This window comes from Leisingera sp. F5 (assembly GCF_001593695.1).
This window is the reverse complement of record NZ_LUKH01000039.1, coordinates 15,234-38,199: the sequence shown is the minus strand read 5'-3', so window position 1 is coordinate 38,199 and position 22,966 is coordinate 15,234. Positions and strand designations below refer to the sequence as shown.

Sequence of the window (22,966 nt, the reverse complement as noted above, 5' to 3'; positions counted from 1 at the left end):
CCGCATCCGTGAGCAGTTCCGCCTGTCCCTGGGCAGCGATGGCAGACCCCGCATGACCGAAGAACTGAAGGAGCTTGGCTTTGATATCGGGCACCGCCGTGCTGGCCGCCTGATGCGTGAGAACCGCATTGCGGTGAAAAGAAACAGGAAGTTCAAAGCCACGGCCGGCAGCAATCACAGCTTCAACATCGCGCCGAATCTTTTGAACCGGGACTTCTGTGCTGACCTCCCGAACCAGAAACGGGCGGGCGGTACCGGCTGCGTCCGGACACAAGAGGGATGGCTGTATCTGGCTGTCATCCTGGACCTGCATTCCAGGCGGGTTATCGGTTGGGCTGTCAGCAACCGAAGGAAGCGCGGCCTGGCGATCCGGGCGTTGAACATGGCGATTGCTTTGCGCGGGCCGTCGAAGGGCTGCATCCATCACACGGATCGCGGCAGCCAATACTGTTCGCACGACTACCAAAAGATCCTGCGCCGGCATGGGTTCAAGGTGCCGATGAGCGGGACTGGAAATTGCTACGATAACGCGGCGGTCGAAACCTTCTTCAAGACCCTCAAGGCGGAGCTGCTCTGGCAGCGATCCTGGGAAACGCGCAGGGACGCCGGGATGGCCATCTTCGAATACATAAACGGCTTCTGCAATCCGCGCCGACGGCATTCAGCATTGGGATGGGAAAGCCCTTTGGCCTACGAAAGAAAAGCCGCTTAAGTGAGAAATTGGAGCGGCATCAAACCGTGACAGGTCCAATCCCGGCCCCTTCCCAATTTCATCTCATCGCAGTGTCCTCAGGTCTGGGTGAGATCACCTGCTCAGATCCAGGGTGAAACAGAAAAGGTTACCGGTTTTCCTGTTCTGCGCAGTAAGTACAGGCAACCAATGAAGCGCCTGGCATTTAACCAAGAGCCAACTGATCAGGAACTGCGTGAAGCGTTGGGGCGCAGGATCCCGCGAGCGACGGTCCAACCGGTCTCCGCGCTCATGAATGCCCTGCGGTTCCGATTGAGCCCTGCCGATCGCGCAGGCGGCCGGCCGGCAAGAACTGGCGCGAAATACATCAATGGCGCCTCATACAATCCTGCCGTGTCAGCCGCACTGCTGAACATATTCCGCATTCACTGCAACCGGTATGAAACCAGGCAATACACGGGCAATACTGCAACCAAGCCGGACACAGCATCTGTAAAGACTGGTTTGACCTCCATCCGCATCCCGGGAACGAGCGAAACGCTTCCCCGGCCAAAGATCAGGGAAATTGCGCCCGTTCAAAGAACGCCGGCGCAACGATTGGGAGCCGATCCTGTTCGCAATCCGAAGAAAACACAGGACGCGCCGGATCCCAGGCGAATCCTGTACCGCCCGTGGCTGTTCCATGGAACACCACTCTGGAAGACGTTCGAGACGAGGCAGCGCTGCTCCGGCATTGGGGAAAACATGCGCAGAAATTGGGGTCATAATTCAAGAGGCCCCGGCGAAAAAAATCGCCGGGGCCTCTTCGTGTCCCAAAACCCGGAATGCTTCACGGAAAAGGGGCGGGGCTGAAACCGGAACTGCGGCAGGATCAGAAGTGATAACCGACCTTGAAGCCCACGCCGACCGAAGTGTTGTCGCCGAATTGCGACGTGGCAAAAGGCGCCTGGCTGACCACGGTTTGGGCGCTGCCGACGCGGGTGATGTTCACACCGCCGGAGATGCTCATGTTGCCCTGCTTGTATTTGGCGCCGATGGTCAGGCCCAGACGGCCGTCCTGCGGGCTGAGGTTGGACTGGAAGCCGCCCAGCGTTTCCTCATAGCTGACCGAAACCGAGCCTGACCAGTTTTCGTTAAACTTGCGGCCCACACCCAGAGTGTAGGTGTAGCGGTCATCTGCAAAGGACACCAGCGGCCGACGGATCAGCGTTCCGGTATAGAAGGAGGGCGAAATGTTGAACTTGGACCATTCCACCCAGCGCACGCCGCCGAACAGCAGCGTGTCCTTGGCAATGCCGGTCTGGAAATCCAGGTTTACTGCCTGCGGTGTGTTGATGGCAGTTGTCGAGGTGAACGGCCCCGGCAGGCCGCCTCCGGTTTCCGTTGTGCTGACGTCGTGGTCGATTTCCGAGAAATATGTCAGTGCAATCCGCAGTGCGATGTCCGGGCGCTCATAGGCAACACCCACCAGATAGCCAAAGCTCTCATCGCGGTCGCCGCTTGCTGCATAGCCGCCGAACACAGGGATTGAGACTTCGGCCTCCATTGTCTGCAGCCGCACGCCGCCGTAGGCGCTGAAGTTCTGGTTGAACTTATAGCGCAGCACACCGGTTATCGCGTTGGAGTTAAGTTCGGCAGTCGCGCCTTGAAAGACATAGCCGGTGCCGGCGGGATACTCCACATCGGCGCCAAAGGGCTGATCGAAAATCAGCGCAAAACTCAGCTTGTCATTGATGTCGCGTTTGTAGGCCGCGCCGAGCTGCAGGTGCGAGCCGACCATGTCGCCTGAATTTGCGCCAATCGCTGTGCCCGAGACATCCGGGCTCACATGGCCGATCGAGAACTCGGCGTAGGTGCCCTCTTCAAACAATGCACCAAGAGTTTGGCCGGAGCGGTCAACACCGCCAGCCATGGCAACACCCGGCAGCAGCGCCAGCGCCAAGGGCGCAGCGTGGATCTTCTTCATTTGTTCCTCCCTGTACGAAAGCCTTTCCGGCTTCTTGTCACAGAACCGTAACCAGCAGGAATTCGTCAAATCAATGCTAACGGCACGGAAACCTGCCGGAAACAATCAATCTTAAGCGGGTTTCGCGGGTTTCTTGGCAACAATGTTGAGATAATTCGCAATACAGATGACCGCGGCGCCGCTCAGCACCCAGGCATCCAGCGCTTCGCCATAGATCACCATGCCAAGGATCGCGATGGCAGGAAGGCGGGCAAAATCCACCGGCACCACAACGCTGGCCGGCGCCAAAGACAGCGCCGTCGTCAGGCAGAAATGCGCCGTCAGCCCGGCAATGCCGATCAGCACAAGCCAGGGCAGGGTGGTGGCGTCCGGCACGGCCATGTCGCCGTCCCAGCCTGCCGCCAGCAGACCCATCGCCAGCTGCATGGAGGTGAGCCAGAACAGGATCGAAGCCGTTTTTTCGTTCCGGGTCAGCCGCTTGGTCAGGATAGCAGTAAGAGCAAAGAAGATGGCGCAGCTGGCAGCGGCCATGATGCCAAGGTTCAGCGTTTCCGGACTGGGGCGGGCGACAATCAGGATGCCGGCAAAGCCGATGCCTGCGGCAAGCATGCGGCGCCGGCTGAGGGCTTCACCCAGTAAGAACGGCGACAGGATGATCACCCACAGGGGCGAGGTGAATTCCAAGGCAAAAACCTGCGCCAGCGGCACCAGCGTCACCGCCAGAAACCAGAGGTTCTGACCGGTGAAATGGAAGAGGTTGCGCACCGCATGGACACTCAGCCGGGCGCTGCTGATCTGATGCCAGCTGCCCGTTACCGTCAGCAGGCTTACGACAATGATGACCCCGACCAGGCTGCGATAGGCCATGATCTCGAAGGTATCCAGCGTCAAGCCGGCTTCACGCCCGGCAATCGCCATGGCGGAGAAAGAGACAATGGCGCCGATCATCCAAAGGGCGGCCTTGGCGGTGTCAGTCATCAGTGCAGCCAATCGTCATTTTGCAAATCCACTGTGGAGGCCGCGCTCCAGGCGGCAGCCCTGAACAGGTTGAACCAGACCGCAGCAGATTCCCGCAAGAGAATACTGATACTGGGCCAGCCGGTTTCCTGATCCCTGCGCACATCCTCAGATGCAGCAAGGTGCAGCCCGTGCGCTCCGGCCCAGCGGAAGGACGCCCAGGACCGAGGCAGGTGAAAGGCTTCGGTTACCAGGATCAGGTTTTCGGATGCGGGCAGCAGCGGCACAGTGAACAGTGCGTTCTGCAGGGTCGACTGCGACTCGTGCTCGATCAGGATGGCGTCCGGCGGCACATCGAACTGTTGCGCCAGCCGTGCCATTTGCGCGCCCGCTGAAGGCCCGTCCGGAACCGCGCGCCCGCCGGTGAACACCACAACCGGCGCCAGCCCTGCATGGTAAAACCGGGCGCAGGCCTCAACCCGCTTGCGCGTCGGGGCGTGCAGGGTGCCGTCAACGGACATGCCGCCGCCCAGACAGATGATCGCATGCGCCGCTGGCAATTCCGCTGGATCATTGTCCGGCCATAGAAAAGTCCAGCAAAGCACCGCCAGAAAAGTAAAAAGCCCAGCGGCAGCAAACCACTGGGCCAATTTTTTGATCCGCCGGATTATTCCCACTCGATGGTGCCCGGAGGCTTCGAGGTGATGTCATAGGTGCAGCGGTTGATGCCTTTGACCTCGTTGATGATCCGCGTGGCGGTCTCACCCAGGAATTCATGGCTGAACGGATAGTAATCTGCCGTCATGCCATCGACCGAGGTCACCGCGCGCAGCGCACAGGCAAAATCATAGGTGCGTCCGTCGCCCATCACTCCGACAGTGCGGACCGGCAGGATCGCCACAAAAGCCTGCCAGATATCATCATACAGGCCATGCTTGCGGATCTGGTCAATATAAACGGCATCGGCCTCGCGCAGGATCTCCAGCTTTTCGCGGGTGATCTCGCCGGGGCAGCGGATCGCCAGGCCCGGTCCGGGGAACGGATGGCGGCCGATGAAGCTTGCGGGCAGGCCCAGTTCGCGGCCCAAAGCGCGGACCTCGTCCTTGAACAGCTCGCGCAGCGGCTCGACCAGTTTCAGCCCCATCTTCTCCGGCAGGCCGCCCACATTGTGGTGCGATTTGATGGTGACCGAAGGACCGCCCGAGAAGGAGACCGATTCAATCACATCCGGGTACAGGGTGCCCTGTGCCAGGAACTCGGCGCCTTCGATGGTGTTGGCGTGTTTCTGGAACACGTCGATGAACAGCTTGCCGATGATCTTGCGTTTGGTTTCCGGGTCGCTTTGCCCGTCCAGCTCGCCCAGGAACAGTTCCTGCTCGTCCGCGTGGATCAGCTGGATATTGTAGTTGTCGCGGAACATCGCGACGACTTCTTCCGCCTCGTTCTTGCGCAGCAGCCCGTGGTCCACGAACACGCAGGTCAGCTGGTCGCCGATCGCCTCGTGGATCAGGATCGCAGCCACGGACGAATCCACGCCGCCGGACAATCCGCAAATCACCTGCTTGTCGCCGACCTGCTCGCGGATCTTTTCGATCATCTGTTCGCGGTAGGCACCCATGGTCCAGTCGCCGCTGAAACCGGCCAGACGCACGAAGTTCTCATACAGCTTGGCGCCGTTCGGCGTGTGATGCACTTCCGGGTGGAACTGAACCGCATAGAAATTTCGGGAGACATCTGCGGTGATGGCAAAAGGCGCGTTGGGGGAGGTGCCGTAGACTTCGAAGCCCGGGGCGATCTTGCTCACGTGGTCGCCGTGCGACATCCAGACCTGCTCGCGGTCCGCATCATTGGCAAACCAGCCTTCCAGCAGCGGCGGTGTGTCCACGGTAGGAGTCACAAAGGCGCGGCCGAATTCGGCGGTGCCATGGCCGCTCTCAACCGTGCCGCCCAGCTGGTGCATCATCACCTGCTGGCCATAGCAGATGCCCAGGATCGGCACGCCATAGTCGAAAATCTCCTGCGGCGCGCGCGGAGAGCCCTCGCGGGTCACACTGTCCGGCCCGCCCGAGAAGATCACCGCCTTGGGCGCCAGATCGCGCACAAACTCCATGGTGACATTCTGATAGGGGTGGATTTCGCAATAGACGTTCAGCTCGCGCAGGCGGCGTGCAATCAGCTGCGTGACCTGGCTGCCAAAGTCGATGATGAGAAGGCGGTCATGGGATGTCTCTGTCATGCACGCGCCATAGGCCAGGAACAGGATTTCCGCAAGAGGGTTTGGGCTTGCGCCTGCCCGCAGTCCTGATTTTCACGGCAGACCGGCCCTGAACCTGCCAAAGGTATGCCAAAGTCCACGGCTGCGGTGCAAAATGCCCCGCTAATGTCGCTTTTCAACTTGAATGGCCGTAATCCTGCGGCGGCGTGGTGTGAGGTGGCTATAATACCCATCGCAATGAAATGCCTGTGGTGAGGATAAACCATGACAGAAGCAGCACCGCGCCGTCGCGCACGGGGTGGCGGCGGCGCCGCCCGCCGCGCCGAACGCACCAGCGTCAAGATCGAGACCGCGAAGTACATCGAGCGCAATATTCCGAACTTCGAGATCCTGAACGAAGAAGCGCTGGAGATCATCGAATACAACGCCGACACGATCCTGGAAGAGGTCGGCGTCAACTTCGTTGACAACCCGGCGGCGCTGGAGCGCTGGCGCGAAGCGGGCGCGGATGTGCAGGGCGAGCGCGTGCGCATTCCCCGCGGCCTGGCCCGCAAGCTGTGTGAAACCGCTCCGTCCGAGTTCACCCAGCACGCCCGCAACCCGGAGAAATCCGTGGTCATCGGCGGCCGCAACATGGTGCTGGCGCCGGTTTACGGCCCGCCGTTTGTGCGCGACGCCAATGGCGGCCGCCGCTATGCAACCATGGACGACTTCAGCAAATTCGTGAAGCTCGCCTATATGTCCAAGTGGCTGCACCACTCCGGCGGCACCGTCTGCGAGCCGACCGACATCCCGGTGAACAAGCGCCACCTGGACATGCTGATGGCCCACATGACCCTCAGCGATAAGCCGTTCATGGGCTCGGTCACCGAACCCAGCCGCGCGCAGGACTCGGTCGACATGGCCGGCATTCTGTTCGGCAAGGAGTTCGTCCAGAACAACACCGTGATGACCTCGCTCACCAACATCAACTCGCCGATGACTTTCGACGATGTGATGATGGGCTCGCTGGAAGTCTACGCTAAGAACATGCAGGCCTGCATCATCTCGCCCTTCATCGTTGGCGGCGCCATGGCGCCGGTGTCGGTCGCGGGCACCCTCACGCAGGTTCTGGCCGAGGTTCTGGCCGGTGTCGCCTACAGCCAGCTGTGCCGCGCAGGCGCGCCGGTGATCTTCGGCGCCATGGTGACTTCGATCGACATGAACTCGGGCGCGCCGACCTTTGGCACCCCGGAAGCGTCCCACATCACCTATGGCGCAGGCCAGCTGGCCCGCCGGATGAACCTGCCGTACCGGTCGGCCGGTTCTTTTTGCGGCTCCAAACTGCCCGACGCGCAGGCGGCCTATGAGACCGCCAACTCGCTCAACATGGGTCTTCTGTCGGGTGTGAACTTCCAGTTGCACTCCTGCGGCTGGCTCGAAGGCGGCCTGGTCGCCGACTTTGAGAAGTTCGTGATGGATGCCGATCAGCTGGGCGTTTTGCACGGTCTGGCCAAGGGTGTCTCGATGGACGAGAACGCCCAGGCGATGGGTGCCATCCGCGAGGTTGGCCCCGGCGGCCACTACTTGGGGTGCGCCCACACTCAGGAGAACTTCAAATCGGCCTTCTGGAAGTCCGATCTGCTCGACTACAAGCCGTTCGAGACCTGGGAAGAGGAAGGCGCGCGCGACACTTATGCGCTGGCGACCAACCGCGTCGAGAAGCTGCTGGCCACTTACGAGCAGCCGGCACTGGACCCGGCCATCAAGATGGCGCTGGACGAGTATGTGGCTGAAAAGAAAGCCTCGATGCCCGACGCGTTCATGTAACCGCGCAGCTATAGCTTAGGGGCAGGGGGCAGTCGCCTCTGCCGCAGCAGAACGGCGGTCCTGATGGGCCGCCGTTTCTGGTTTCGGCCGGGCGGCTGTATTGCGCAGAAAGGCGGCTTCGCCCGCCAGTGCAATCAGCACATCCACATGCCGGATCAGCGAATATCCCGCTTCACCTGCCTTGCGCGCGCTGTCCTGCGCGCTTTCCATTTCCAGAAGCCGCATCACGGCAGCAGCTGGCTTGGGCAGAGCTCCATACCCCAGGATCCGGCGCAGATCCCGCTGGCGGCAATAGTTTTGCGCCCCCAACCGGGCAGCCCGTGCCAGGATCCGCGGGCGCCGGAGCAACGTAAGCCGGGTGAATACGTCCTGCATGGTCCTCTCCTTTCAAATCTGAGTACCGGACCTGCTATATCACAACCTATTGTAGTGTTGCGGAGATGGGGCTACCGGCGAACGGTACGTTTTGTGATGATTATGTTTTTTCTGGAAACAATGGGGCCTGATCCGCGCATTTGTTCAACTACAGTCAGGCGTACGTGGAAAAGCCTCAGGCGCTGTTAAGTGCGGCTGACAGGCTGGCCTGGCTGACGACCGGGGCTTGATATATGCAAAACATACCGCACGCGTCCCTGCCTGGCTGGGTGCCGCTTGAGACATGCCGTTACCTTCAGCACACAGAGGCGGGCCGCCCGATCCGGCAATTGGCCCGCAAGGCGGGGTGCCATCCTTCCACCATCCTGCGGCAGGTCAGGCGGGTAGAGACATTGCGGGATGATCCGCTGATCGACGAAGTTCTGACTTACCTTGCCGGGCGTTACCAGGCAGCCCCCGGCAAATCCGGCACTGGCCCGGCCAAACCGGCCGGGCGCGGATTGACAGCGGGGTTTGAACAGGAGGCAGCCAGTGTCCTGACCCTGCTCAGCCGCGGCGGTGCGGTTCTGGCTGCGGCCGAGGGCATGGAAATGGCCGTTGTCGTGCGCGAAGGCGCAGAGTCAGACGGGCAGAAAGTGGCCGTCTCCCGCCCGCTCGCCGGTGCTTTGGCTTTGACCGGCTGGATTTCCTGTGCCCGCCGGGGCCGGATCAGCCGGTACGCCATCACACCAGCAGGTCGCAATGCCTTGAACCGGATCATTGCAGATCAGGAAAACCGGGCGCGAGCGCGTCTGGAGGGCGGCTTTGCCGAAGCCCAGACGCCGTTTCTGGCACCCGAGGACAACGACAAATCCAGCTATGGCCGCAAGCCGCGCTACAGCGGTTCGGAAACGCCGCTGGAGATGCTGGCCCGGCTGTCGGACAAGGACGGCAATTCCTTCTTGACCCCAGGCATGATCAGCGCCGGCAAACGCCTGCGGGAGGATTTCGAGCTGGCCCAGATCAGCAGCCACCTGATGCAGGAGAAGCTGTATTTTACCAAAGGCAGCCAAGCGCTGCGCAGCAGCAGCCAGGAAGCCGGGGCTGCGGCGCGCAAGCGCATGACAGAGGCGCTGCAGACGTTGGGCATGGGGCTGAGCGACATCGCTCTGCGCTGCTGCTGCCATCTGGAAGGGCTGGAAACAGCAGAGCGCAATCTGGGATGGCCAGCCCGGTCGGGCAAGGTGGTGCTGCGTATCGCTCTGCAGCATTTGGCAGATTACTACGGCGAGACCAGTGCGCAGGAGGCTGAGCTGATCGGCTGACCGCGCAGACCCGGCAAACGAAAACGGGCCCGCATGTGGCGGACCCGTTAAACTGCCTGAATTGGCAACGCCTTAGGCGGCGACTTCTGCCTTGGCGTCTTTCAGGTGCTTCAGCACGGTTTCGGGCGAAGACACGCCATAGGGGTCATCGCCGTGGTTGTCGGACAGGCCCGGCTCTTCGAACCATGCTTCAACAACACCGTTGTTGATGATGGCGGCATAACGCCAGGAGCGGTTGCCGAAGCCCAGGTTGTCCTTGGCGACCAGCATGCCCATCTTGCGGGTGAATTCGCCAGAGCCGTCCGGGATCACGTCCACGTTTGCCAGGTTCTGCGCTTCGGCCCATTTGTTCATCACAAAGCTGTCGTTCACCGACATGCAGTAGATCGCGTCGATGCCTTCGGCCTGGAAGTCGGCAAAGCCGTTTTCAAAACCCGGCAGCTGGTAGGTCGAGCAGGTCGGGGTAAAGGCGCCGGGCAGCGAGAACAGCACAACGCGCTTGCCTGCAAAGTAATCCGCGGTGGTTTTGTCTTCCCAGCGGAAGGGGTTCGGGCCTTCGACCGCTTCGTCACGGACGCGGGTGTGGAAGGTCACGTCGGGCAGCTTAACGCCAGCTTTCATTTCGGAATGCTCCTGAAGGTGGGTGTTCGTTCGGCGGGCAGGCTTAAAACGATTCTAAGCCGGTATCAACAAGTCCGTGAGCAAGATGTGAAGGTTCCGGACAAGACGCCGCAGATGCGCCGCCCGGACGCCAAAAGGCGGCACGCCGGGCGCGGGTTTTGCTGCCATCAGGAGAGGGGCTGCCGGTCAGGCCGCCGCCTTCTTAATTGTCACTGTGGTGCCGCGCAGCTTACGCTCGGCCGCCGTTGTAAGGTCATTGAACTTCTTCAATGTGGCCAGAAGCTTCTTCTTATCCTTTGAGTCGTTGATTATGCCGGGGAACTTCTTTTTCACCGTTTGGTACTGGTCGTTGATTTTCTTCAGATCCTTGAACTTCGCCGCCGCCGCCTTCAGATCCGGCGCCGCGGCCTTCAGGTCTTGCCCTGCCTTGTCGATTGCCGACACGCAATGCGCGTTGATCGCTTTCACCAGCGCCCCGACCCGATTGGTGTATTTCTTCAGGTTCCGGTCCACCAGCAGCTGCGGCAACTCGGTTGCATCCAGCTTTTTGTCCTGAGAGTCATCGCTTTCCTTCAGGATCTTGGTCACGTTTTTCTGGAAGCTGGCAGCATAGAATTTCTGCGCCGCGTTCAGCTTGCCCTCATACTGCACCGCTTTCTTCACTTCGGCAGCTTCCTTGGTCAGCACGCCCTGCAGCGCCTCGATGTCTTTTTTCGAGTCTGACGTCTTGGACCGCTTTTTCAAATCCTTGGTGATGTCGGCCAGCAGCTTGTCCAACTTGGTCAGATGCGCCTTTGCCTCACTGCAAAAACCCAGCATCGCATCCAACTCTTCCTGATGGATATCCACCGCCTTGTTCCAGGTGGTCAGCCCGTCCTTGAAGTTCTTGTTCTTTTGCAGGTCCGCCATCTTCTTGGACTCGACCCCGTCCTTGCGCGCCTTGGCCAGGCTTTCGCGGAAGTAATCTTCGCCTTCCCAGGCGTTGCCCAAAGAAATACCAATCCGTTTTTTGAGCTTATCGCCCTCAGCGGTGGTGTATGTCTTGGTGCCTGCAGCCAGTTTTTTGTGCTCTGCTTTGAACTTTTCCAGCTCCTTGGCCATGGGGCCCTCCCTGAACTTTTAACGGCGCATTTCCTTTGCACAGCTAAACTATGTGTGCCTGGGCGGCGCTTTGGCAAAAGAAAACGGCATGGGTGCCAGTGTTTCACCCGTCTTTGAGCCATGACGAGGCAGCAAGGCAGGGTTGAAGATATGACCGTGCCAAGCCGGATCAGCTATGTTAAACCCGCGTTGAAGCCAGAGGCCGGAAGGGAAACCCACGTGAGAGACCTAAAGATCCCGGAACAGCGCCACCCCGAAAAGGCGCATCGTCCCGACAACGCTCAGCCAAAAAAGCCAAGCTGGATCCGGGTCAAGGCGCCGGGCGGCAAAGGCTATGCTGAAACGCATAAGATCATGCGCGACAATAAGCTGACCACGGTCTGCGAGGAAGCGGGCTGCCCCAACGTCGGTGAATGCTGGAGCCAGGGCCACGCCACCATGATGATCATGGGCGAGGTTTGCACCCGCGCCTGTTCCTTCTGCAACATCGCCACTGGCAAACCGCCGGAAGCACTGGATGTGTTTGAACCGGGACGCGTGGCGGATGCGGTGCAGAAACTGGGCCTGAACCACGTGGTGATCACTTCGGTCGATCGCGACGATATCGAGGACGGCGGGGCAGAGCATTTTGCCCAGACCATCCGGGCGGTGCGCCACCGCAGCCCGAAGACGACAATTGAAATCCTGACGCCGGATTTCCTGAAGTGCGACCCCTCGGTGCTGGAGACTGTGGTCGAGGCGCGTCCCGACGTGTTCAACCACAATCTGGAAACCGTGCCGGGCCTGTATCCCGAAGTCCGCGCCGGTGCGCGCTACTTCCACTCCCTGCGTCTGCTTCAGCGGGTCAAGGAACTGGACCCGTCGATGTTCACCAAGTCCGGCATCATGGTCGGCCTGGGCGAGGATGCACAGGCGGTGAAACAGGTGATGGACGACATGCGCGCTGCTGACATCGATTTCCTGACCATCGGCCAGTATCTGCAGCCGACGCCGAAACACCATGCGGTGGACCGTTTCGTGACGCCGGATGAATTCAAGACCTATGAGAAAGCCGCCTATGGCAAGGGGTTCCTGATGGTTTCGGCGACGCCGCTGACGCGGTCTTCTTATCACGCTGGCGACGATTTTGCCCGTCTGCGAGAGGCGCGCAACAAAAAGCTGGGGCTTGCATGACGCCCGAGCGTCTGGCGCGGCTCACCCGGCTGCGCCATGCACTGCATCAGATCCCCGAAGTGTCGGGGGCTGAGGAAAAGACCGCCGCCATGGTGGCGGATTACCTGCGCCATTTTGAACCGGATCAGCTGCTGACCGGGCTGGGCGGCCACGGAATTGCCGCGGTCTACAATGGCAGGGCAGACGGCCCCGCCGTCCTGATCCGCTGCGAGCTGGACGGGCTGCCGATCGAGGAGCTTTCGGATCAGCCTTACTGCTCCACCCATCAGGGCCGCGGCCATCTCTGCGGTCATGACGGTCATATGACGATGGTTGCCGCACTGGCAGAGGACCTGGCAGAACAGCGCCCCGCACGGGGCCGCGCCGTGCTGCTGTTCCAGCCCGCCGAGGAAACCGGCAAGGGCGCCGCGGCGGTGATTGCCGACCCGGCTTTCGCTCAGATTGCAACTGACTATGCCTTCTCGCTGCACAACCTGCCGGGTCTGCGGGTGGGGCAGGTAGCGCTCTGTGCCGGTCCCGCCAACTGCGCATCGCGCGGAATGCGCATCCGGCTCACCGGCAAAACCTCCCACGCCGCCGCACCACAGGACGGGGTGTCGCCGGCCGGTGCCATCGCCCAACTGCTGCCGGGCCTTGTTGCATTGGGCAGCGGCGGCGATTTGGGGCCGGAATTTGCCCTGGTCACCCTGACCCACGCCCGGTTGGGCGAGGCCGCTTTTGGCATTGCGCCCGGCTATGGCGAGGTTTGGGCCACGCTGCGCACCGTCACCGATGCCCGCATGGAGCGGTTGATTGCTACCGCAACGGCGCATGTGGAACAGGTCTGCGCTGCCGAAGGGCTGACATTTTCAATCGAATTTGATGACATCTTTGACGCCTGCACCAACCATCCTGAAGCGGTCGCCGTTCTGCGTGCGGCTGCCGCGGCGGCGGGGTGTCCGGCACAGATGCAGGACATGCCCCAGCGCTGGTCCGAAGATGTCGGCCAGTTCGCCAAACAGGCGAAGGCCGCGATGTTCTGGCTCGGCTCCGGCACGGATCAGCCGCAGCTGCACAACCCGGATTACGATTTCCCGGATGCGGCGATCCCGGCGGGGGCCGGGATTTTCCTGCAGGCGGTCAGAAACCTGCTGGGCTGAGCGTTACTTCAGCAGCGCGTCGACAACGGCAACTGCGCCGATAATGGCCAGGGTGTCTTTCACGACCTCATAGATCTGGCCGTTCTGACGCACGTACCGGTGACCGTCGCGCGGCGGCTTCAGGCCCCAGCGATCGTAGTCCTTGACATAAATCCAGTCGCCGCCCTGGATATGGCCTTGCCTTGCCTGACGTTTTTTCACTTGGCCGGGCGCATGATGGGCGGCACTGTTGTTATGGCCCGGCGCCTGTTTTTTCGGTCCGGCAAGGGTCGCGGCGGGGGCAAGGGCGAGGTTTGCTGCTGCAATTGCGGCCACTATCGCGGTCTTTTGCATTGCGGATTTCCTGTGATCACTGCTTTGGGTTCACAGATGATCAAGGCTGTCAGAAAAGGCAAATCCGCTGCGCTGGAAAGCGCCGGCGGCGGGTGGAAACCGGCGGTCCGGCGCCGGTTTCCTTGCGCACTTTGGCCGGGTGCGTTTTTCTGCGGATTGTGGCTTTGCTGCATAAGCGTGCGCATTGAGCATGCGGGCCGCAGGAATGCAAAACTCTTAGGGTGCGGCAGGTCGGAAGCGGATCAGCCCTCGTCTGTGAACCGAACCTTGCCTATATGCGGCAGGTTCCGGTTGCGTTGCGCATAATCGATGCCATAGCCGACGACGAATTCGTCCGGGATTTCAAAACCCACCCAATCCGAGCGGAAATCCACCTCGCGACGTGATGGTTTGTCCAGCAGTGCAATTGATTTCAGCCGCGCCGGATTCCGGCTTTGCAGCAGATGGGTGACATGGTTCAGCGTGTGGCCGGTATCGACAATATCCTCGACCACCAGCACGTCGCGCCCTTCAATAGCGCCGCGCAAGTCTTTGAGAATGCGTACTTCCCGACTGCTTTCCATTGCGTCTCCGTAAGAGGATGCCTCCAGGAAATCGACCTCGATCGGCAGGTCCAGCTCGCGCACCAGATCGGCGATGAACACAAAACTGCCGCGCAACAGGCCAACCACGACCAGCTTGTCGGTTTCACCGAATTCGGCCTGGATTTCCCCGCAAAGCTCCTCGATGCGTGCTGCAATGGCCTTGGCCGAGATCATCACATCAATGACATATGGACGCTGTGACATGGCTGCCCCCTTGAATTTCCCGCGCGTTCATAGGACATGACGCGGCACAATTGTAGCAGAAAATCAGCAGGCCGATGCCCACACACTCGGAAACCCGCCAGATGCCCTATTCGGCGCAGCAGATGTACAATCTGGTGGCCGACGTCGCGCAGTACCCGAAATTCTTGCCCTGGTGTGCCGCAGCCCGCATCCGCAGTCGCGCACCGATGGGCGAGGCTGAGGTGATGGAAGCGGATTTGGTGATCTCCTTCAAAGTGTTTCGGGAACGCTTTGGCAGCCGGGTGACGCTGTATCCGGGCGCGCGCAAGATCGACACCGAATATCTGGACGGACCGTTCCGCTATATGAAATCCCACTGGGCCTTTGCCCCGCGCGAGGACGGATCTTGCGATGTGTCGTTCTTTGTCGATTTCGAATTCAAGAACGCGGTGCTGCAGGGCATCATCGGCGTGGTTTTCAACGAGGCGATGCAGCGTATCGTGCGCGCTTTTGAACGCCGGGCGGCGGAGCTTTACACCTGACACAGGCTTTGGCCGGAATTTCTGGTTTGACTTGAGGTGCACTTGAAGTTGTATCGAGGCTGGTCTCAAGATCAATCAGGAAGGGTTTCGGCGGGATGGAACAGGATTTTTGGCAGGCGCGCTGGCGCGAGAACCGGATCGGCTTTCACGAAGACACGCCCAACACCCTGCTGACGCGGCATTTTGCGAAGCTGGGTTTGCACGCCGGCCAGTCGGTTTTCGTGCCGCTTTGCGGTAAGGCGCTGGATCTGGACTGGCTGTGCGCCCAAGGGCTGCGGGTGTCCGGGATTGAATTCAATCAGGGCGCAGTTGAGGAGGTCTTTGACCGGCAAGGGCTGGCGCCACAAGTGACCCGGGAAGAAGGCATTACTCGGTTCCACGCGGGTGCGCTGACCCTTTTTGCCGGTGATTTCTTTGCGCTGACTTCAGGGCATATTGGCCAGGTGGATGTGGTTTACGACCGGGCGGCATTGGTCGCGGTCAAGCCTGAAGATCGCGGGGCCTATGCTGCGCACATCAACAGGATTGCAGGCCCGGTACAACAATTTCTGGTCGGGTTTGACTATGATCAGTCTTTGATGCAGGGACCGCCGTTTTCGGTGCCAGGTGAAACCGTGCAGGCATTGTATCAGGAAACCCATTCAATCACGCTTGTCGAGGAACGCGCGGCAGACGGCCGGATCGGTGAGCGCTGCAATGCGCTGGAGCAGGCCTGGCTGCTGAAACCGCTGGCTTAGAACGCAAGACGGGTCCCCGAAGGGACCCGCCCGGTGCGGAAATTGCACCGTCTGCCGTGAGTGGCGGCATACGTAATAGCCGGGGTCAGCTGTTCATGTCATACGCACGCTCGCCATGTACAGAAAGATCGAGGCCGTTGGTCTCGCTTTCAAGATCCACGCGCAGGGATGTGATCAAAGCGGAGATTTTGACCAGAACGATGGTCACAACCATGGTGAAGATGCCGACGATCACCAGCGCACCCAGCTGTGCGGCCCAGGCCCCGGCGCCGAAGACAGCAATCATGATTGTGCCGAAGATGCCGCCGACGCCGTGCACGGCAAACACATCCAGCGTGTCGTCAATCTGCATCTTGTTGCGGATCAGGTTGACCATTTCCTGACACAGCACGCCGGCAATAGCGCCGATGATCAGTGCTTCCACCGGGCCGACGAAGCCGGAGGCAGGGGTAATTGATGCAAGGCCCGCAATGGTGCCGGTCACCAACCCGACGAGGGAGGCTTTGCCGTATTTGATCTTTTCCCAAAACGCCCAGGAGAGCGAAGCCGTGGCGGCAGAAAGATGGGTCACGGTCAGTGCCATTGCCGCGCCGCCGTCAGCCGCCAGCTGGGAGCCGCCGTTGAAGCCGAACCAGCCGACCCACAGCATCGCGGCGCCGATCATCACATAGCCGGGATTGTGCGGCGGGATGGTGCGGTTTTTTCGCGGGCCGAGGAAAAAGGCGATGATCAATGCAGCCAGGCCTGCGGTCTCATGCACCACGATGCCGCCGGCAAAGTCCTTGACCCCGGTGTCGCCAAAGATGCCGCCATCGGCCAGGAAACCGCCGCCCCAGATCCAATGCACCACTGGCGCATAGCACAGCAGCATCCAGAGGCCTGAGAACACGAGAACGAAGCCGAAGCCCACGCGCTCCACATAGGCGCCGACGATCAGCGCGGGTGTGATGATGGCAAATGTCATCTGAAAGGCAAAGAACAGAACCTCAGGCAGGGTGCCGGACAGGCTGTCGGCGGTGACGCCGTTGAGGAACATCTTGTCCAGCCCGCCCCAAATGCCGGAGGTGCCGCTGCCAAAAGCGATGGTGTAGCCAAAGGCCAGCCACAGAACGCTCATCAAACAGGCAATGGCGTAGCAATGCATGAAGACGCTGAGCACATTTCGGGCACGTACCAGTCCGCCGTAAAACAGGGCCAGCCCTGGCAGTGTCATAAACAGGACCAGGGCCGTGGCCACTATGATCCATGCGGTGTCCGCTCCGTTCATCCGTCTGTTCCTTCCCCTCAAAAGCCGGTGGGATCAGGAAAAAGCGTAAGCGGCGCGCAGAAAAAAGAGGCGGGTGCCGGAACGGCGCACAAAATGCGGGCTTTTGCAGGAGTGCTGAAAAATTGAGCGCTGCCGCGGGTCAGCTGCCCGTTTCGCGTTCGATTTGGGAAATGGCCTGCGCCAGCAGATCCAGCGCGTGGTCGCAGGTGGCAGCGCGGACATTTGCGCGGCCGATGGCACCGAATTCCACGGTTTCAGTCTCGGCTGCCCGGCCTGTGCGGGCCAGGCCAAAGCAGACGCGGCCTTCGGGTTTGAACTCCGATCCTCCTGGGCCTGCGATGCCGGTGACAGAAACAGCCAAGGTGACGCCCGCGTTCCGCACTGCGCCGACCGCCATCTCCACGGCGACTTCCTCGCTGACGGCGCCCACGGTGTTCAACGTATCTGCGCTGACCCCCAGCATCTGCATCTTGGCGGCGTTGGAATAGGTGACAAAGCCCCGGTCCACCACAGCGGAGGAGCCGGGAATGTCGGTCAGCGCGGCAGCAATCATACCGCCGGTGCAGCTCTCAGCCGTGGCGATGGTGATGCCTGCAGCAGTCGCGCGTTTGATCAGCTCACCCGTGTCCATGCTTACATTCCCAAAACGCGGTGTGACAAGAAAGCCAGCGCGGCGACGCCAATTGCGGCCAGGATACCTGCGATTATGTCATCCATCATAACGCCTGTTGCGCCCTTCTGCCGGTCGGCCCAGCCGACGGGGCCGGGTTTCAAGATGTCGAACAGGCGGAACAGCACAAAGGCGGCAATCCAGCCCGGCCACAGCGCGGTGATCTCGAGATCATGCGCCCATGCCGGGTAGGAGACAGCCCAGAGCGCAATGAATTGGCCTGCGACCTCGTCGAGGACAAATTCCGACGGGTCCATGTTCTCGCGGTTGCGGGTCATGGCTTCCGCTGCCCAGACACCCACCACCATGCAGATCACGGTCGCCAGCGCCAGCAGGAGAAACCCGCCCAGCTGATGCAACGCATAGGCCATGGGAAGGGCCGCAAGCGAACCCCAGGTGCCAGGTGCCGGGCGCAGGTAGCCGATGCCGCCCACGGTGCCGATCAGGAAGGCCAGACGCGATCTCTTCATGGCCTCACCAGCGCGGCGGTCGCTATCGCCGCGATGCCTTCGCCGCGTCCTGTGAAGCCGAGGCGTTCGGAGGTGGTGGCCTTGATCGAAACGCGGTCTGCGTCGATGCCCAGGATCTCTGCCATCACTGCGCGCATCCTGGCGGCGTGGGGGCCGACCTTAGGATATTCGCAGACCAGGGTGCAGTCGACATTGGACAGGGTGAAGCCCAATTCGCGCGCCAGATCGGCGGCGTGTCGCAGGAAGATCTCGCTGGCGGCCCCTTTCCACTGCGGGTCGGAGGGCGGGAAATGCTGGCCGATGTCACCGCGGGCGAGCGCGCCGTAGATTGCGTCAGTGACGGCGTGCATGCCGACATCGGCGTCGGAGTGGCCCTGCAGCGTCTTTTCATGCGCGATCTCCACCCCGCAGAGGGTCACGGTGTCGCCGGGGCCGAAGCGGTGCACGTCGTAGCCGTTGCCAAGCCTGATATCCATCTCTGCTCCCAGAATGCGGTCCGCCCGGGCAAAATCCTCGGGGCGGGTGATTTTGATATTGTCCGGCTCGCCCGGAATGATTGCAACGTCAAGCCCTGCGGCGCGCGCCACCTCAACGTCATCCGCTGCGCCGCCAGGATGGGCCCTATGGGCGGCAAGGATGGCGTCATAGCGGAAGCCTTGCGGGGTTTGCGCCGCAAACAGTCCGTTTCGGTCCTGAGTTCCCGTGACAGTGCCGTCTGTTCCAGTCCACAAAGCATCCGTAACGGCAAGTGCAGGAGCTGCGGCAGGTGTCTCGTCCAAGGCGTTGATAATGTTGTGGATCAGGGCGGGGCTGACGCAGGGGCGGGCGGCATCATGGATGAGTACCTTGTCCGCATAATGCGGCTCTAGTGCCTTTAAACCATTCATGACGGAGGCCGCCCGCTCGGGTCCGCCTTCGGCCAGGATCAGGCCGGGCTTGCCGGAGAATTCTTCCCAGGCTTCCTGATCATCAGCGGAGAGGACAAGCGCGGTGATGTCCACGCCGGCCTTTTCAAAGGCCGCCAGTGTCCAGTCGATCACCCGGCGGCCCTTCAGCGGGCGCCATTGCTTGGGTGTGCCGCCGCCTGCGCGGGTGCCGCGGCCGGCGGCGACGATCAGGGCGGCTGTTGTCATGCGGTCCTCGTCCGATAGGTCGCGCATTGTTTATGAGGTGGCGAAGGAAGTGGCAATCACCCTGCGGAATGTGCTTAAAAAATAGGCAAATGAAGTTCGGGAACCGCTTGCGGAGGCGCATTTCATTGCTGCATAGCAAGTGCTTCGGGTAAAAACCTCTCAGTTGCACAAGGATTAGGCAGTTGTCCTTCACGCTTGGAACCACCTCCATGTCCCCGCCAATCGCGCTGGCGCCGATGGCGGGAATCACCGATCGCCCGTTCCGGGACCTGGTCCGCTCCTTTGGCGTTGGGCTGATGGTGAGCGAGATGGTGGCGAGCCAGGAGATGGTGCAGGCCAAGCCCGGCGTGCGCGAACGTGCCGAGCTGAGCGCCGATGCGGAGAACACTGCAGTGCAGCTTGCGGGGCGGGATGAATACTGGATTTCCGAGGCAGCCAAGCATGTTGCGGGTCAGGGCGCACGGATCATCGACATCAACATGGGCTGCCCAGCCAAAAAGGTGACCAATGGCTATTCCGGCTCAGCCTTGTTGAAAACACCGGATCACGCGTTGAGTTTAATCGAGGCGGTGGTGAAAGCTGTCGATGTGCCGGTCACACTGAAAACCCGGCTGGGCTGGGACGACAATTGCCTGAACGCGCCGGATGTGGCGCGACGCGCCTGCGAGGCCGGGGTGCAGATGATTACGATTCATGGCCGCACCCGCTGCCAGTTTTATAAGGGGTCAGCGGATTGGAATGCGATCCGGGCGGTGAAAGACGCAGTCAGCGTGCCACTGCTGGCCAATGGCGACATCATAGACACAGAATCCGCACGCCGGGCGCTGGAGCTGTCCGGCGCTGATGGCGTAATGATCGGGCGCGGCGCCGAGGGCAAGCCCTGGCTGCTGGCCCAAGTGGCGCATCATCTGTGGGGCACACCGGCGCCGGAGATCCCGGAAGGGGATGTGTTTATTCAATTAGTTTCAGATCATTACCGGGCAATGATCGACTTCTACGGGCAAGACCTGGGCGTCCGTGTCGCCCGCAAGCATCTGGGCTGGTACATGGATGAGGCCGGAACCGGATCAGCCATGCGCCGGGCGGTGCTGACAGAGAAAAAACCGGCAGAAGTCCTTGCCCTGCTTCCGGAGGCGCTGAGTGTGCAACAGCCGGAGGCGGCTGCATGATGGACAGTGCCGCCCTCTGGGCCTCGCTGCCAGTGCCCGCGTTCCTGATCGACGCTTGGGACAGGATTGCTGATGTGAATGCGGCGGGTGAGGGATTTCTGAACACCTCGCGTAAGGCCCTGGTAGGGCAACCCGTCTGGGACACGCTTGCCATTGACGCGCCGATTGAAGAAGCCTTTGCCCGCGCCCGTGTTCAGGGCACGCCGTTGTTCGTGAACGACATCGATGTCGGCTCGGGAAACCGGGCGCCGCTGCAATGCGGGGTGCAGATCGCGCCCTTGCAAGGGCAGGACGGGGTGATGCTGCTGATGGTCACCCCGCGGGAACTGGCCGGGCGGATGACACAGACCCATTCCGCCAAATCCGCCGCTGCCTCGGCCATTGGGATGGCGGAAATGCTGGCGCACGAGATCAAGAACCCGCTGGCAGGGATCACGGGCGCCGCACAGCTTTTGAGTATGAACCTGAGTTCTGAAGACTTGGAACTGACTGAACTGATCGTCAGCGAAAGCCGCCGGATCGTGAAACTTCTGGATCAGGTGGAGCAGTTCGGCAATCTGACCGAGCCGGCGTTCAAGCCGGTGAACCTGCATGATGTGCTGGACCGGGCCCGGCGGTCGGCGCTGCTGGGATTCGGTGCCCGCATGATCATTACTGAAAACTATGATCCCTCGCTGCCGATGGCCTGGGGCGACGCAGATCAGCTGCTGCAGGTGGTGCTGAACCTTCTCAAGAATGCCTCGGAAGCGGCTGACCCAAAAGGCGGAACTATTCGTATCCGCACTTTCTACGAACACTCCTTCCGGCTGCGCCGCAGTGATGGAACCGGCAAGCTGCTGCCCCTGCAGATCGAGATCACCGACGATGGTCCGGGGCTGCCGGACAAAATCAAAGATGACATTTTCGACCCGTTTGTATCGGGCCGGGAAAATGGCACCGGGCTGGGTCTTGCGTTGGTGAGCAAGATTATCTCGGAACACAATGGCTGGATATCCGTAAGCTCGGTTCCCGGGCGCACGGTGTTCCGGCTGTCGCTGTCGCGCGTGCCGCGTGACGCAAAACCGCAGGAGAGCTGATCCATGGACGGCACCGTTCTGGTCGCAGATGACGACCGCACAATCCGCACCGTTTTGACCCAGGCACTGACACGCGCGGGCTGCAAGGTGCATGCGACCTCCTCGCTGACCACGCTGATGCGCTGGGTGGCGGAGGGTAAGGGCGATGCCGTCATTTCAGACGTGATGATGCCGGATGGAAACGGGCTGGAGATGCTGCCCAAGATCCAGGCCGACCGGCCCGGGCTGCCGGTGATTGTGATTTCGGCGCAGAACACCATCATGACTGCCATCAAGGCAGAGGAAGCCGAGGCATATGATTACCTGCCCAAGCCCTTTGATCTGCCGGAGCTGATGAAGCGCACCGCCAAGGCACTGGCGGCCAAACGGGTGGTGCCTGTTGCCTCGAAGACCGAGGTGCAAGACCATCCGGAAGAGCTGCCGTTGATTGGACGCAGCGAGGTCATGCAAGCATTGTACCGGCTGATTGCGCGCGTAATGAACACTGAGCTTCCGCTGTTGATCACTGGCGAGAGCGGCACTGGCAAGTCTCTGATTGCGCAAGCTATTCACGACTTTTCAGACCGGCGGACTTTGCCCTTTATCCACGCGGATGCCGCCGCACTGATCGAGCTGGAAGGCCCGGCGCGGCTGCTGGCCCAGGCCAAAGGCGGCTCGCTGGTGATTGACGAATTGGGGGACCTTCCGGAAGAAGCGCAGGCTCGGCTGGTGCGGATGATGGACACACCGGGCGACCATGCCCCGCGCTTCATTGCGTCCAGTCAGAAAGACCTGACCGCGGCCATGGAGGCCGGCGAACTGCGCCAGGATCTCTACTACCGGATCTGCGGCACCGCGCTGCATGTGCCGGCCCTGCGCGAGCGGGTGGAGGATATTCCGCTGCTGGCGGAGCATTTTCTGATCAGGGCCGAGAACGAAGGCGCGCTGCACCGCGAACTGAGCGAGGGCGCGCGCGAAGCGCTGCGCCATTTCGGCTGGCCCGGCAACGTCCGCCAGCTGGAAAACACCGTCCGGCGGCTGGCGTTGACGGCCCGCGGCGAGGAAATCAGCCAGGCCGATGCAGCAGTGGTACTGGGGCCGCAGAGCGGGCCAGAGCCTGCGGCGGCTGGCCTTGCCAATGAGAAGCTCTCTGAGTCGGTGGCCCGCCATCTGCAGCGGTATTTCGATCTGCATGGCGATTTGCTGCCGCCACCAGGCCTCTATATGCGGCTGCTGCGCGAAGTAGAGACGCCGCTGATCGAAATCGCGTTGGCGGCGACCGGTGGCAATCAGGCGAAATGCGCCGAATTGCTGGGGATCAACCGGAATACTTTGCGAAAGAAGATCACCGATCTGGATATTGAGGTGACACGCCGCCGCAAACTGATGTAATATCGCCACAGGAATGTGGCCTTGTTGTGAATTTCCTAGGCAGGGCCACGAGATATGGCGGTGACTCGCAAAGAGTCGCA

The 22,966-nt window shown here is 61.1% G+C and carries 24 protein-coding genes; 11 read left to right on the top strand and 13 right to left on the bottom strand.

The genetic code is table 11. The features are described 5' to 3' along the window. On the top strand, positions 1 to 712 hold a 712-nt coding region (locus tag A2I95_RS20605), incomplete at its 5' end, for an IS3 family transposase (protein WP_291732796.1). A gap of 168 nt (positions 713 to 880) precedes the next feature. After that, entirely contained in the window at positions 881 to 1,543 is a 663-nt protein-coding gene (locus A2I95_RS20600; protein WP_291732795.1) for a hypothetical protein, read from the top strand. Positions 1,544 to 1,562: 19 nt separating this feature from the next. On the opposite strand, the gene A2I95_RS20595 is transcribed toward A2I95_RS20600, so the two are convergent. From A2I95_RS20595 to guaA, 4 genes are all read right to left on the bottom strand, one after another. Further along, positions 1,563 to 2,657 (bottom strand): OmpP1/FadL family transporter, encoded by a 1,095-nt coding sequence (locus tag A2I95_RS20595; protein ID WP_291732793.1) that lies wholly within the window; start codon positions 2,655 to 2,657, stop codon positions 1,563 to 1,565. Between the two features lie 111 nt (positions 2,658 to 2,768). Beyond that, positions 2,769 to 3,635, bottom strand: coding sequence for a DMT family transporter (locus tag A2I95_RS20590; RefSeq protein ID WP_291732790.1), 867 nt, complete (start codon positions 3,633 to 3,635; stop codon positions 2,769 to 2,771). Further along, on the bottom strand, positions 3,635 to 4,174 hold the full coding sequence (locus A2I95_RS20585; RefSeq protein WP_291732788.1) for a YdcF family protein: 540 nt from the start codon (positions 4,172 to 4,174) through the stop codon (positions 3,635 to 3,637). Before A2I95_RS20585 ends, A2I95_RS20590 begins: the two co-directional genes overlap by 1 nt. 107 nt (positions 4,175 to 4,281) lie before the next feature. Continuing rightward, positions 4,282 to 5,850 (bottom strand): glutamine-hydrolyzing GMP synthase, encoded by a 1,569-nt coding sequence (guaA, locus tag A2I95_RS20580; protein WP_291732786.1) that lies wholly within the window; start codon positions 5,848 to 5,850, stop codon positions 4,282 to 4,284. A gap of 243 nt (positions 5,851 to 6,093) precedes the next feature. Here guaA and A2I95_RS20575 point away from each other — a divergent pair, with 243 nt between their 5' ends. Beyond that, the gene (locus A2I95_RS20575; protein ID WP_291732784.1) at positions 6,094 to 7,638 is read left to right on the top strand and encodes a trimethylamine methyltransferase family protein; all 1,545 of its coding nucleotides are present in this window, start codon (positions 6,094 to 6,096) and stop codon (positions 7,636 to 7,638) included. A 15-nt stretch (positions 7,639 to 7,653) separates the two neighbouring features. Here the strand turns inward: A2I95_RS20575 and A2I95_RS20570 are convergent, their stop codons facing one another. Further along, positions 7,654 to 8,013: a DUF6477 family protein gene (locus A2I95_RS20570; protein ID WP_291732782.1), complete on the bottom strand. Its 360-nt coding sequence runs from the start codon at positions 8,011 to 8,013 to the stop codon at positions 7,654 to 7,656. A 233-nt stretch (positions 8,014 to 8,246) separates the two neighbouring features. Between A2I95_RS20570 and A2I95_RS20565 the strand changes: the two genes are divergently transcribed. Next, positions 8,247 to 9,317 carry a DUF6456 domain-containing protein gene (locus tag A2I95_RS20565; RefSeq protein WP_291732780.1) on the top strand — a complete coding sequence of 357 codons (1,071 nt, stop codon included), beginning with the start codon at positions 8,247 to 8,249 and terminating at the stop codon, positions 9,315 to 9,317. 72 nt (positions 9,318 to 9,389) lie between these two features. Here the strand turns inward: A2I95_RS20565 and A2I95_RS20560 are convergent, their stop codons facing one another. Together A2I95_RS20560 and A2I95_RS20555 are read right to left on the bottom strand one after the other, a co-directional pair. Beyond that, positions 9,390 to 9,938 (bottom strand): peroxiredoxin, encoded by a 549-nt coding sequence (locus tag A2I95_RS20560; RefSeq protein ID WP_291732779.1) that lies wholly within the window; start codon positions 9,936 to 9,938, stop codon positions 9,390 to 9,392. Positions 9,939 to 10,124: 186 nt separating this feature from the next. Next, on the bottom strand, positions 10,125 to 11,039 hold the full coding sequence (locus A2I95_RS20555) for a hypothetical protein (protein ID WP_291732777.1): 915 nt from the start codon (positions 11,037 to 11,039) through the stop codon (positions 10,125 to 10,127). A gap of 219 nt (positions 11,040 to 11,258) precedes the next feature. On the opposite strand from A2I95_RS20555, the gene lipA reads away from it, so the two are divergent. Next, positions 11,259 to 12,212 (top strand): lipoyl synthase, encoded by a 954-nt coding sequence (gene lipA, locus A2I95_RS20550; RefSeq protein ID WP_291732775.1) that lies wholly within the window; start codon positions 11,259 to 11,261, stop codon positions 12,210 to 12,212. After that, complete coding sequence (locus A2I95_RS20545) at positions 12,209 to 13,351, top strand: amidohydrolase (RefSeq protein ID WP_291732772.1); 1,143 nt, start codon at positions 12,209 to 12,211, stop codon at positions 13,349 to 13,351. Before lipA ends, A2I95_RS20545 begins: the two co-directional genes overlap by 4 nt. Before the next feature lie 3 nt (positions 13,352 to 13,354). Here the strand turns inward: A2I95_RS20545 and A2I95_RS20540 are convergent, their stop codons facing one another. Both A2I95_RS20540 and hpt read right to left on the bottom strand, forming a co-directional pair. Next, complete coding sequence (locus A2I95_RS20540) at positions 13,355 to 13,684, bottom strand: hypothetical protein (RefSeq protein WP_291732770.1); 330 nt, start codon at positions 13,682 to 13,684, stop codon at positions 13,355 to 13,357. A gap of 242 nt (positions 13,685 to 13,926) precedes the next feature. After that, positions 13,927 to 14,472 (bottom strand): hypoxanthine phosphoribosyltransferase, encoded by a 546-nt coding sequence (gene hpt / locus A2I95_RS20535; RefSeq protein WP_291732768.1) that lies wholly within the window; start codon positions 14,470 to 14,472, stop codon positions 13,927 to 13,929. Between the two features lie 74 nt (positions 14,473 to 14,546). Between hpt and A2I95_RS20530 the strand changes: the two genes are divergently transcribed. Next, positions 14,547 to 14,993, top strand: a complete 447-nt coding sequence (locus A2I95_RS20530) for a type II toxin-antitoxin system RatA family toxin (protein ID WP_291732766.1) — start codon at positions 14,547 to 14,549, stop codon at positions 14,991 to 14,993. A 95-nt stretch (positions 14,994 to 15,088) separates the two neighbouring features. Beyond that, a complete protein-coding gene (gene tmpT, locus A2I95_RS20525) occupies positions 15,089 to 15,730 on the top strand; it encodes a thiopurine S-methyltransferase (RefSeq protein WP_291732764.1) in 642 nt (213 codons plus the stop codon). 85 nt (positions 15,731 to 15,815) lie between these two features. On the opposite strand, the gene A2I95_RS20520 is transcribed toward tmpT, so the two are convergent. The 4 genes from A2I95_RS20520 to A2I95_RS20505 form a co-directional block, all read right to left on the bottom strand. Beyond that, positions 15,816 to 16,997, bottom strand: coding sequence for an ammonium transporter (locus tag A2I95_RS20520; RefSeq protein ID WP_291732763.1), 1,182 nt, complete (start codon positions 16,995 to 16,997; stop codon positions 15,816 to 15,818). Between the two features lie 139 nt (positions 16,998 to 17,136). After that, positions 17,137 to 17,628 (bottom strand): CinA family protein, encoded by a 492-nt coding sequence (locus A2I95_RS20515; RefSeq protein ID WP_291732761.1) that lies wholly within the window; start codon positions 17,626 to 17,628, stop codon positions 17,137 to 17,139. Positions 17,629 to 17,630: 2 nt separating this feature from the next. Next, positions 17,631 to 18,137: a phosphatidylglycerophosphatase A gene (locus A2I95_RS20510; RefSeq protein ID WP_291732759.1), complete on the bottom strand. Its 507-nt coding sequence runs from the start codon at positions 18,135 to 18,137 to the stop codon at positions 17,631 to 17,633. Then, complete coding sequence (locus A2I95_RS20505; RefSeq protein WP_291732758.1) at positions 18,134 to 19,270, bottom strand: bifunctional 2-C-methyl-D-erythritol 4-phosphate cytidylyltransferase/2-C-methyl-D-erythritol 2,4-cyclodiphosphate synthase; 1,137 nt, start codon at positions 19,268 to 19,270, stop codon at positions 18,134 to 18,136. The genes A2I95_RS20510 and A2I95_RS20505 overlap by 4 nt, the downstream gene beginning before the upstream one ends. A gap of 182 nt (positions 19,271 to 19,452) precedes the next feature. On the opposite strand from A2I95_RS20505, the gene dusB reads away from it, so the two are divergent. From dusB to A2I95_RS20490, 3 genes are read left to right on the top strand one after another with little or no spacing between them, the layout of a single operon-like run. Continuing rightward, entirely contained in the window at positions 19,453 to 20,439 is a 987-nt protein-coding gene (gene dusB, locus A2I95_RS20500; RefSeq protein WP_291732756.1) for a tRNA dihydrouridine synthase DusB, read from the top strand. After that, positions 20,436 to 21,515 carry an ATP-binding protein gene (locus tag A2I95_RS20495; RefSeq protein ID WP_291732754.1) on the top strand — a complete coding sequence of 360 codons (1,080 nt, stop codon included), beginning with the start codon at positions 20,436 to 20,438 and terminating at the stop codon, positions 21,513 to 21,515. Before dusB ends, A2I95_RS20495 begins: the two co-directional genes overlap by 4 nt. Positions 21,516 to 21,518: 3 nt before the next feature. Further along, positions 21,519 to 22,886, top strand: a complete 1,368-nt coding sequence (locus A2I95_RS20490) for a response regulator (RefSeq protein ID WP_291732752.1) — start codon at positions 21,519 to 21,521, stop codon at positions 22,884 to 22,886. The last annotated feature ends 80 nt before the right edge of the window (positions 22,887 to 22,966 follow it).

Bases quoted from the DNA above. Each gene is read 5' to 3' on its own strand.
- A2I95_RS20600 (WP_291732795.1), top strand. From the start codon at position 881: ATGAAGCGCCTGGCATTTAACCAAGAGCCAACTGATCAGGAACTGCGT.
- A2I95_RS20595 (WP_291732793.1), bottom strand. From the start codon at position 2,657: ATGAAGAAGATCCACGCTGCGCCCTTGGCGCTGGCGCTGCTGCCGGGT.
- A2I95_RS20590 (WP_291732790.1), bottom strand. From the start codon at position 3,635: ATGACTGACACCGCCAAGGCCGCCCTTTGGATGATCGGCGCCATTGTC.
- guaA (WP_291732786.1), bottom strand. From the start codon at position 5,850: ATGACAGAGACATCCCATGACCGCCTTCTCATCATCGACTTTGGCAGC.
- A2I95_RS20575 (WP_291732784.1), top strand. From the start codon at position 6,094: ATGACAGAAGCAGCACCGCGCCGTCGCGCACGGGGTGGCGGCGGCGCC.
- A2I95_RS20570 (WP_291732782.1), bottom strand. From the start codon at position 8,013: ATGCAGGACGTATTCACCCGGCTTACGTTGCTCCGGCGCCCGCGGATC.
- A2I95_RS20565 (WP_291732780.1), top strand. From the start codon at position 8,247: ATGCAAAACATACCGCACGCGTCCCTGCCTGGCTGGGTGCCGCTTGAG.
- A2I95_RS20560 (WP_291732779.1), bottom strand. From the start codon at position 9,938: ATGAAAGCTGGCGTTAAGCTGCCCGACGTGACCTTCCACACCCGCGTC.
- A2I95_RS20555 (WP_291732777.1), bottom strand. From the start codon at position 11,039: ATGGCCAAGGAGCTGGAAAAGTTCAAAGCAGAGCACAAAAAACTGGCT.
- A2I95_RS20545 (WP_291732772.1), top strand. From the start codon at position 12,209: ATGACGCCCGAGCGTCTGGCGCGGCTCACCCGGCTGCGCCATGCACTG.
- A2I95_RS20540 (WP_291732770.1), bottom strand. From the start codon at position 13,684: ATGCAAAAGACCGCGATAGTGGCCGCAATTGCAGCAGCAAACCTCGCC.
- hpt (WP_291732768.1), bottom strand. From the start codon at position 14,472: ATGTCACAGCGTCCATATGTCATTGATGTGATGATCTCGGCCAAGGCC.
- A2I95_RS20530 (WP_291732766.1), top strand. From the start codon at position 14,547: ATGCCCACACACTCGGAAACCCGCCAGATGCCCTATTCGGCGCAGCAG.
- tmpT (WP_291732764.1), top strand. From the start codon at position 15,089: ATGGAACAGGATTTTTGGCAGGCGCGCTGGCGCGAGAACCGGATCGGC.
- A2I95_RS20520 (WP_291732763.1), bottom strand. From the start codon at position 16,997: ATGAACGGAGCGGACACCGCATGGATCATAGTGGCCACGGCCCTGGTC.
- A2I95_RS20515 (WP_291732761.1), bottom strand. From the start codon at position 17,628: ATGGACACGGGTGAGCTGATCAAACGCGCGACTGCTGCAGGCATCACC.
- A2I95_RS20510 (WP_291732759.1), bottom strand. From the start codon at position 18,137: ATGAAGAGATCGCGTCTGGCCTTCCTGATCGGCACCGTGGGCGGCATC.
- A2I95_RS20505 (WP_291732758.1), bottom strand. From the start codon at position 19,270: ATGACAACAGCCGCCCTGATCGTCGCCGCCGGCCGCGGCACCCGCGCA.
- A2I95_RS20495 (WP_291732754.1), top strand. From the start codon at position 20,436: ATGATGGACAGTGCCGCCCTCTGGGCCTCGCTGCCAGTGCCCGCGTTC.
- A2I95_RS20490 (WP_291732752.1), top strand. From the start codon at position 21,519: ATGGACGGCACCGTTCTGGTCGCAGATGACGACCGCACAATCCGCACC.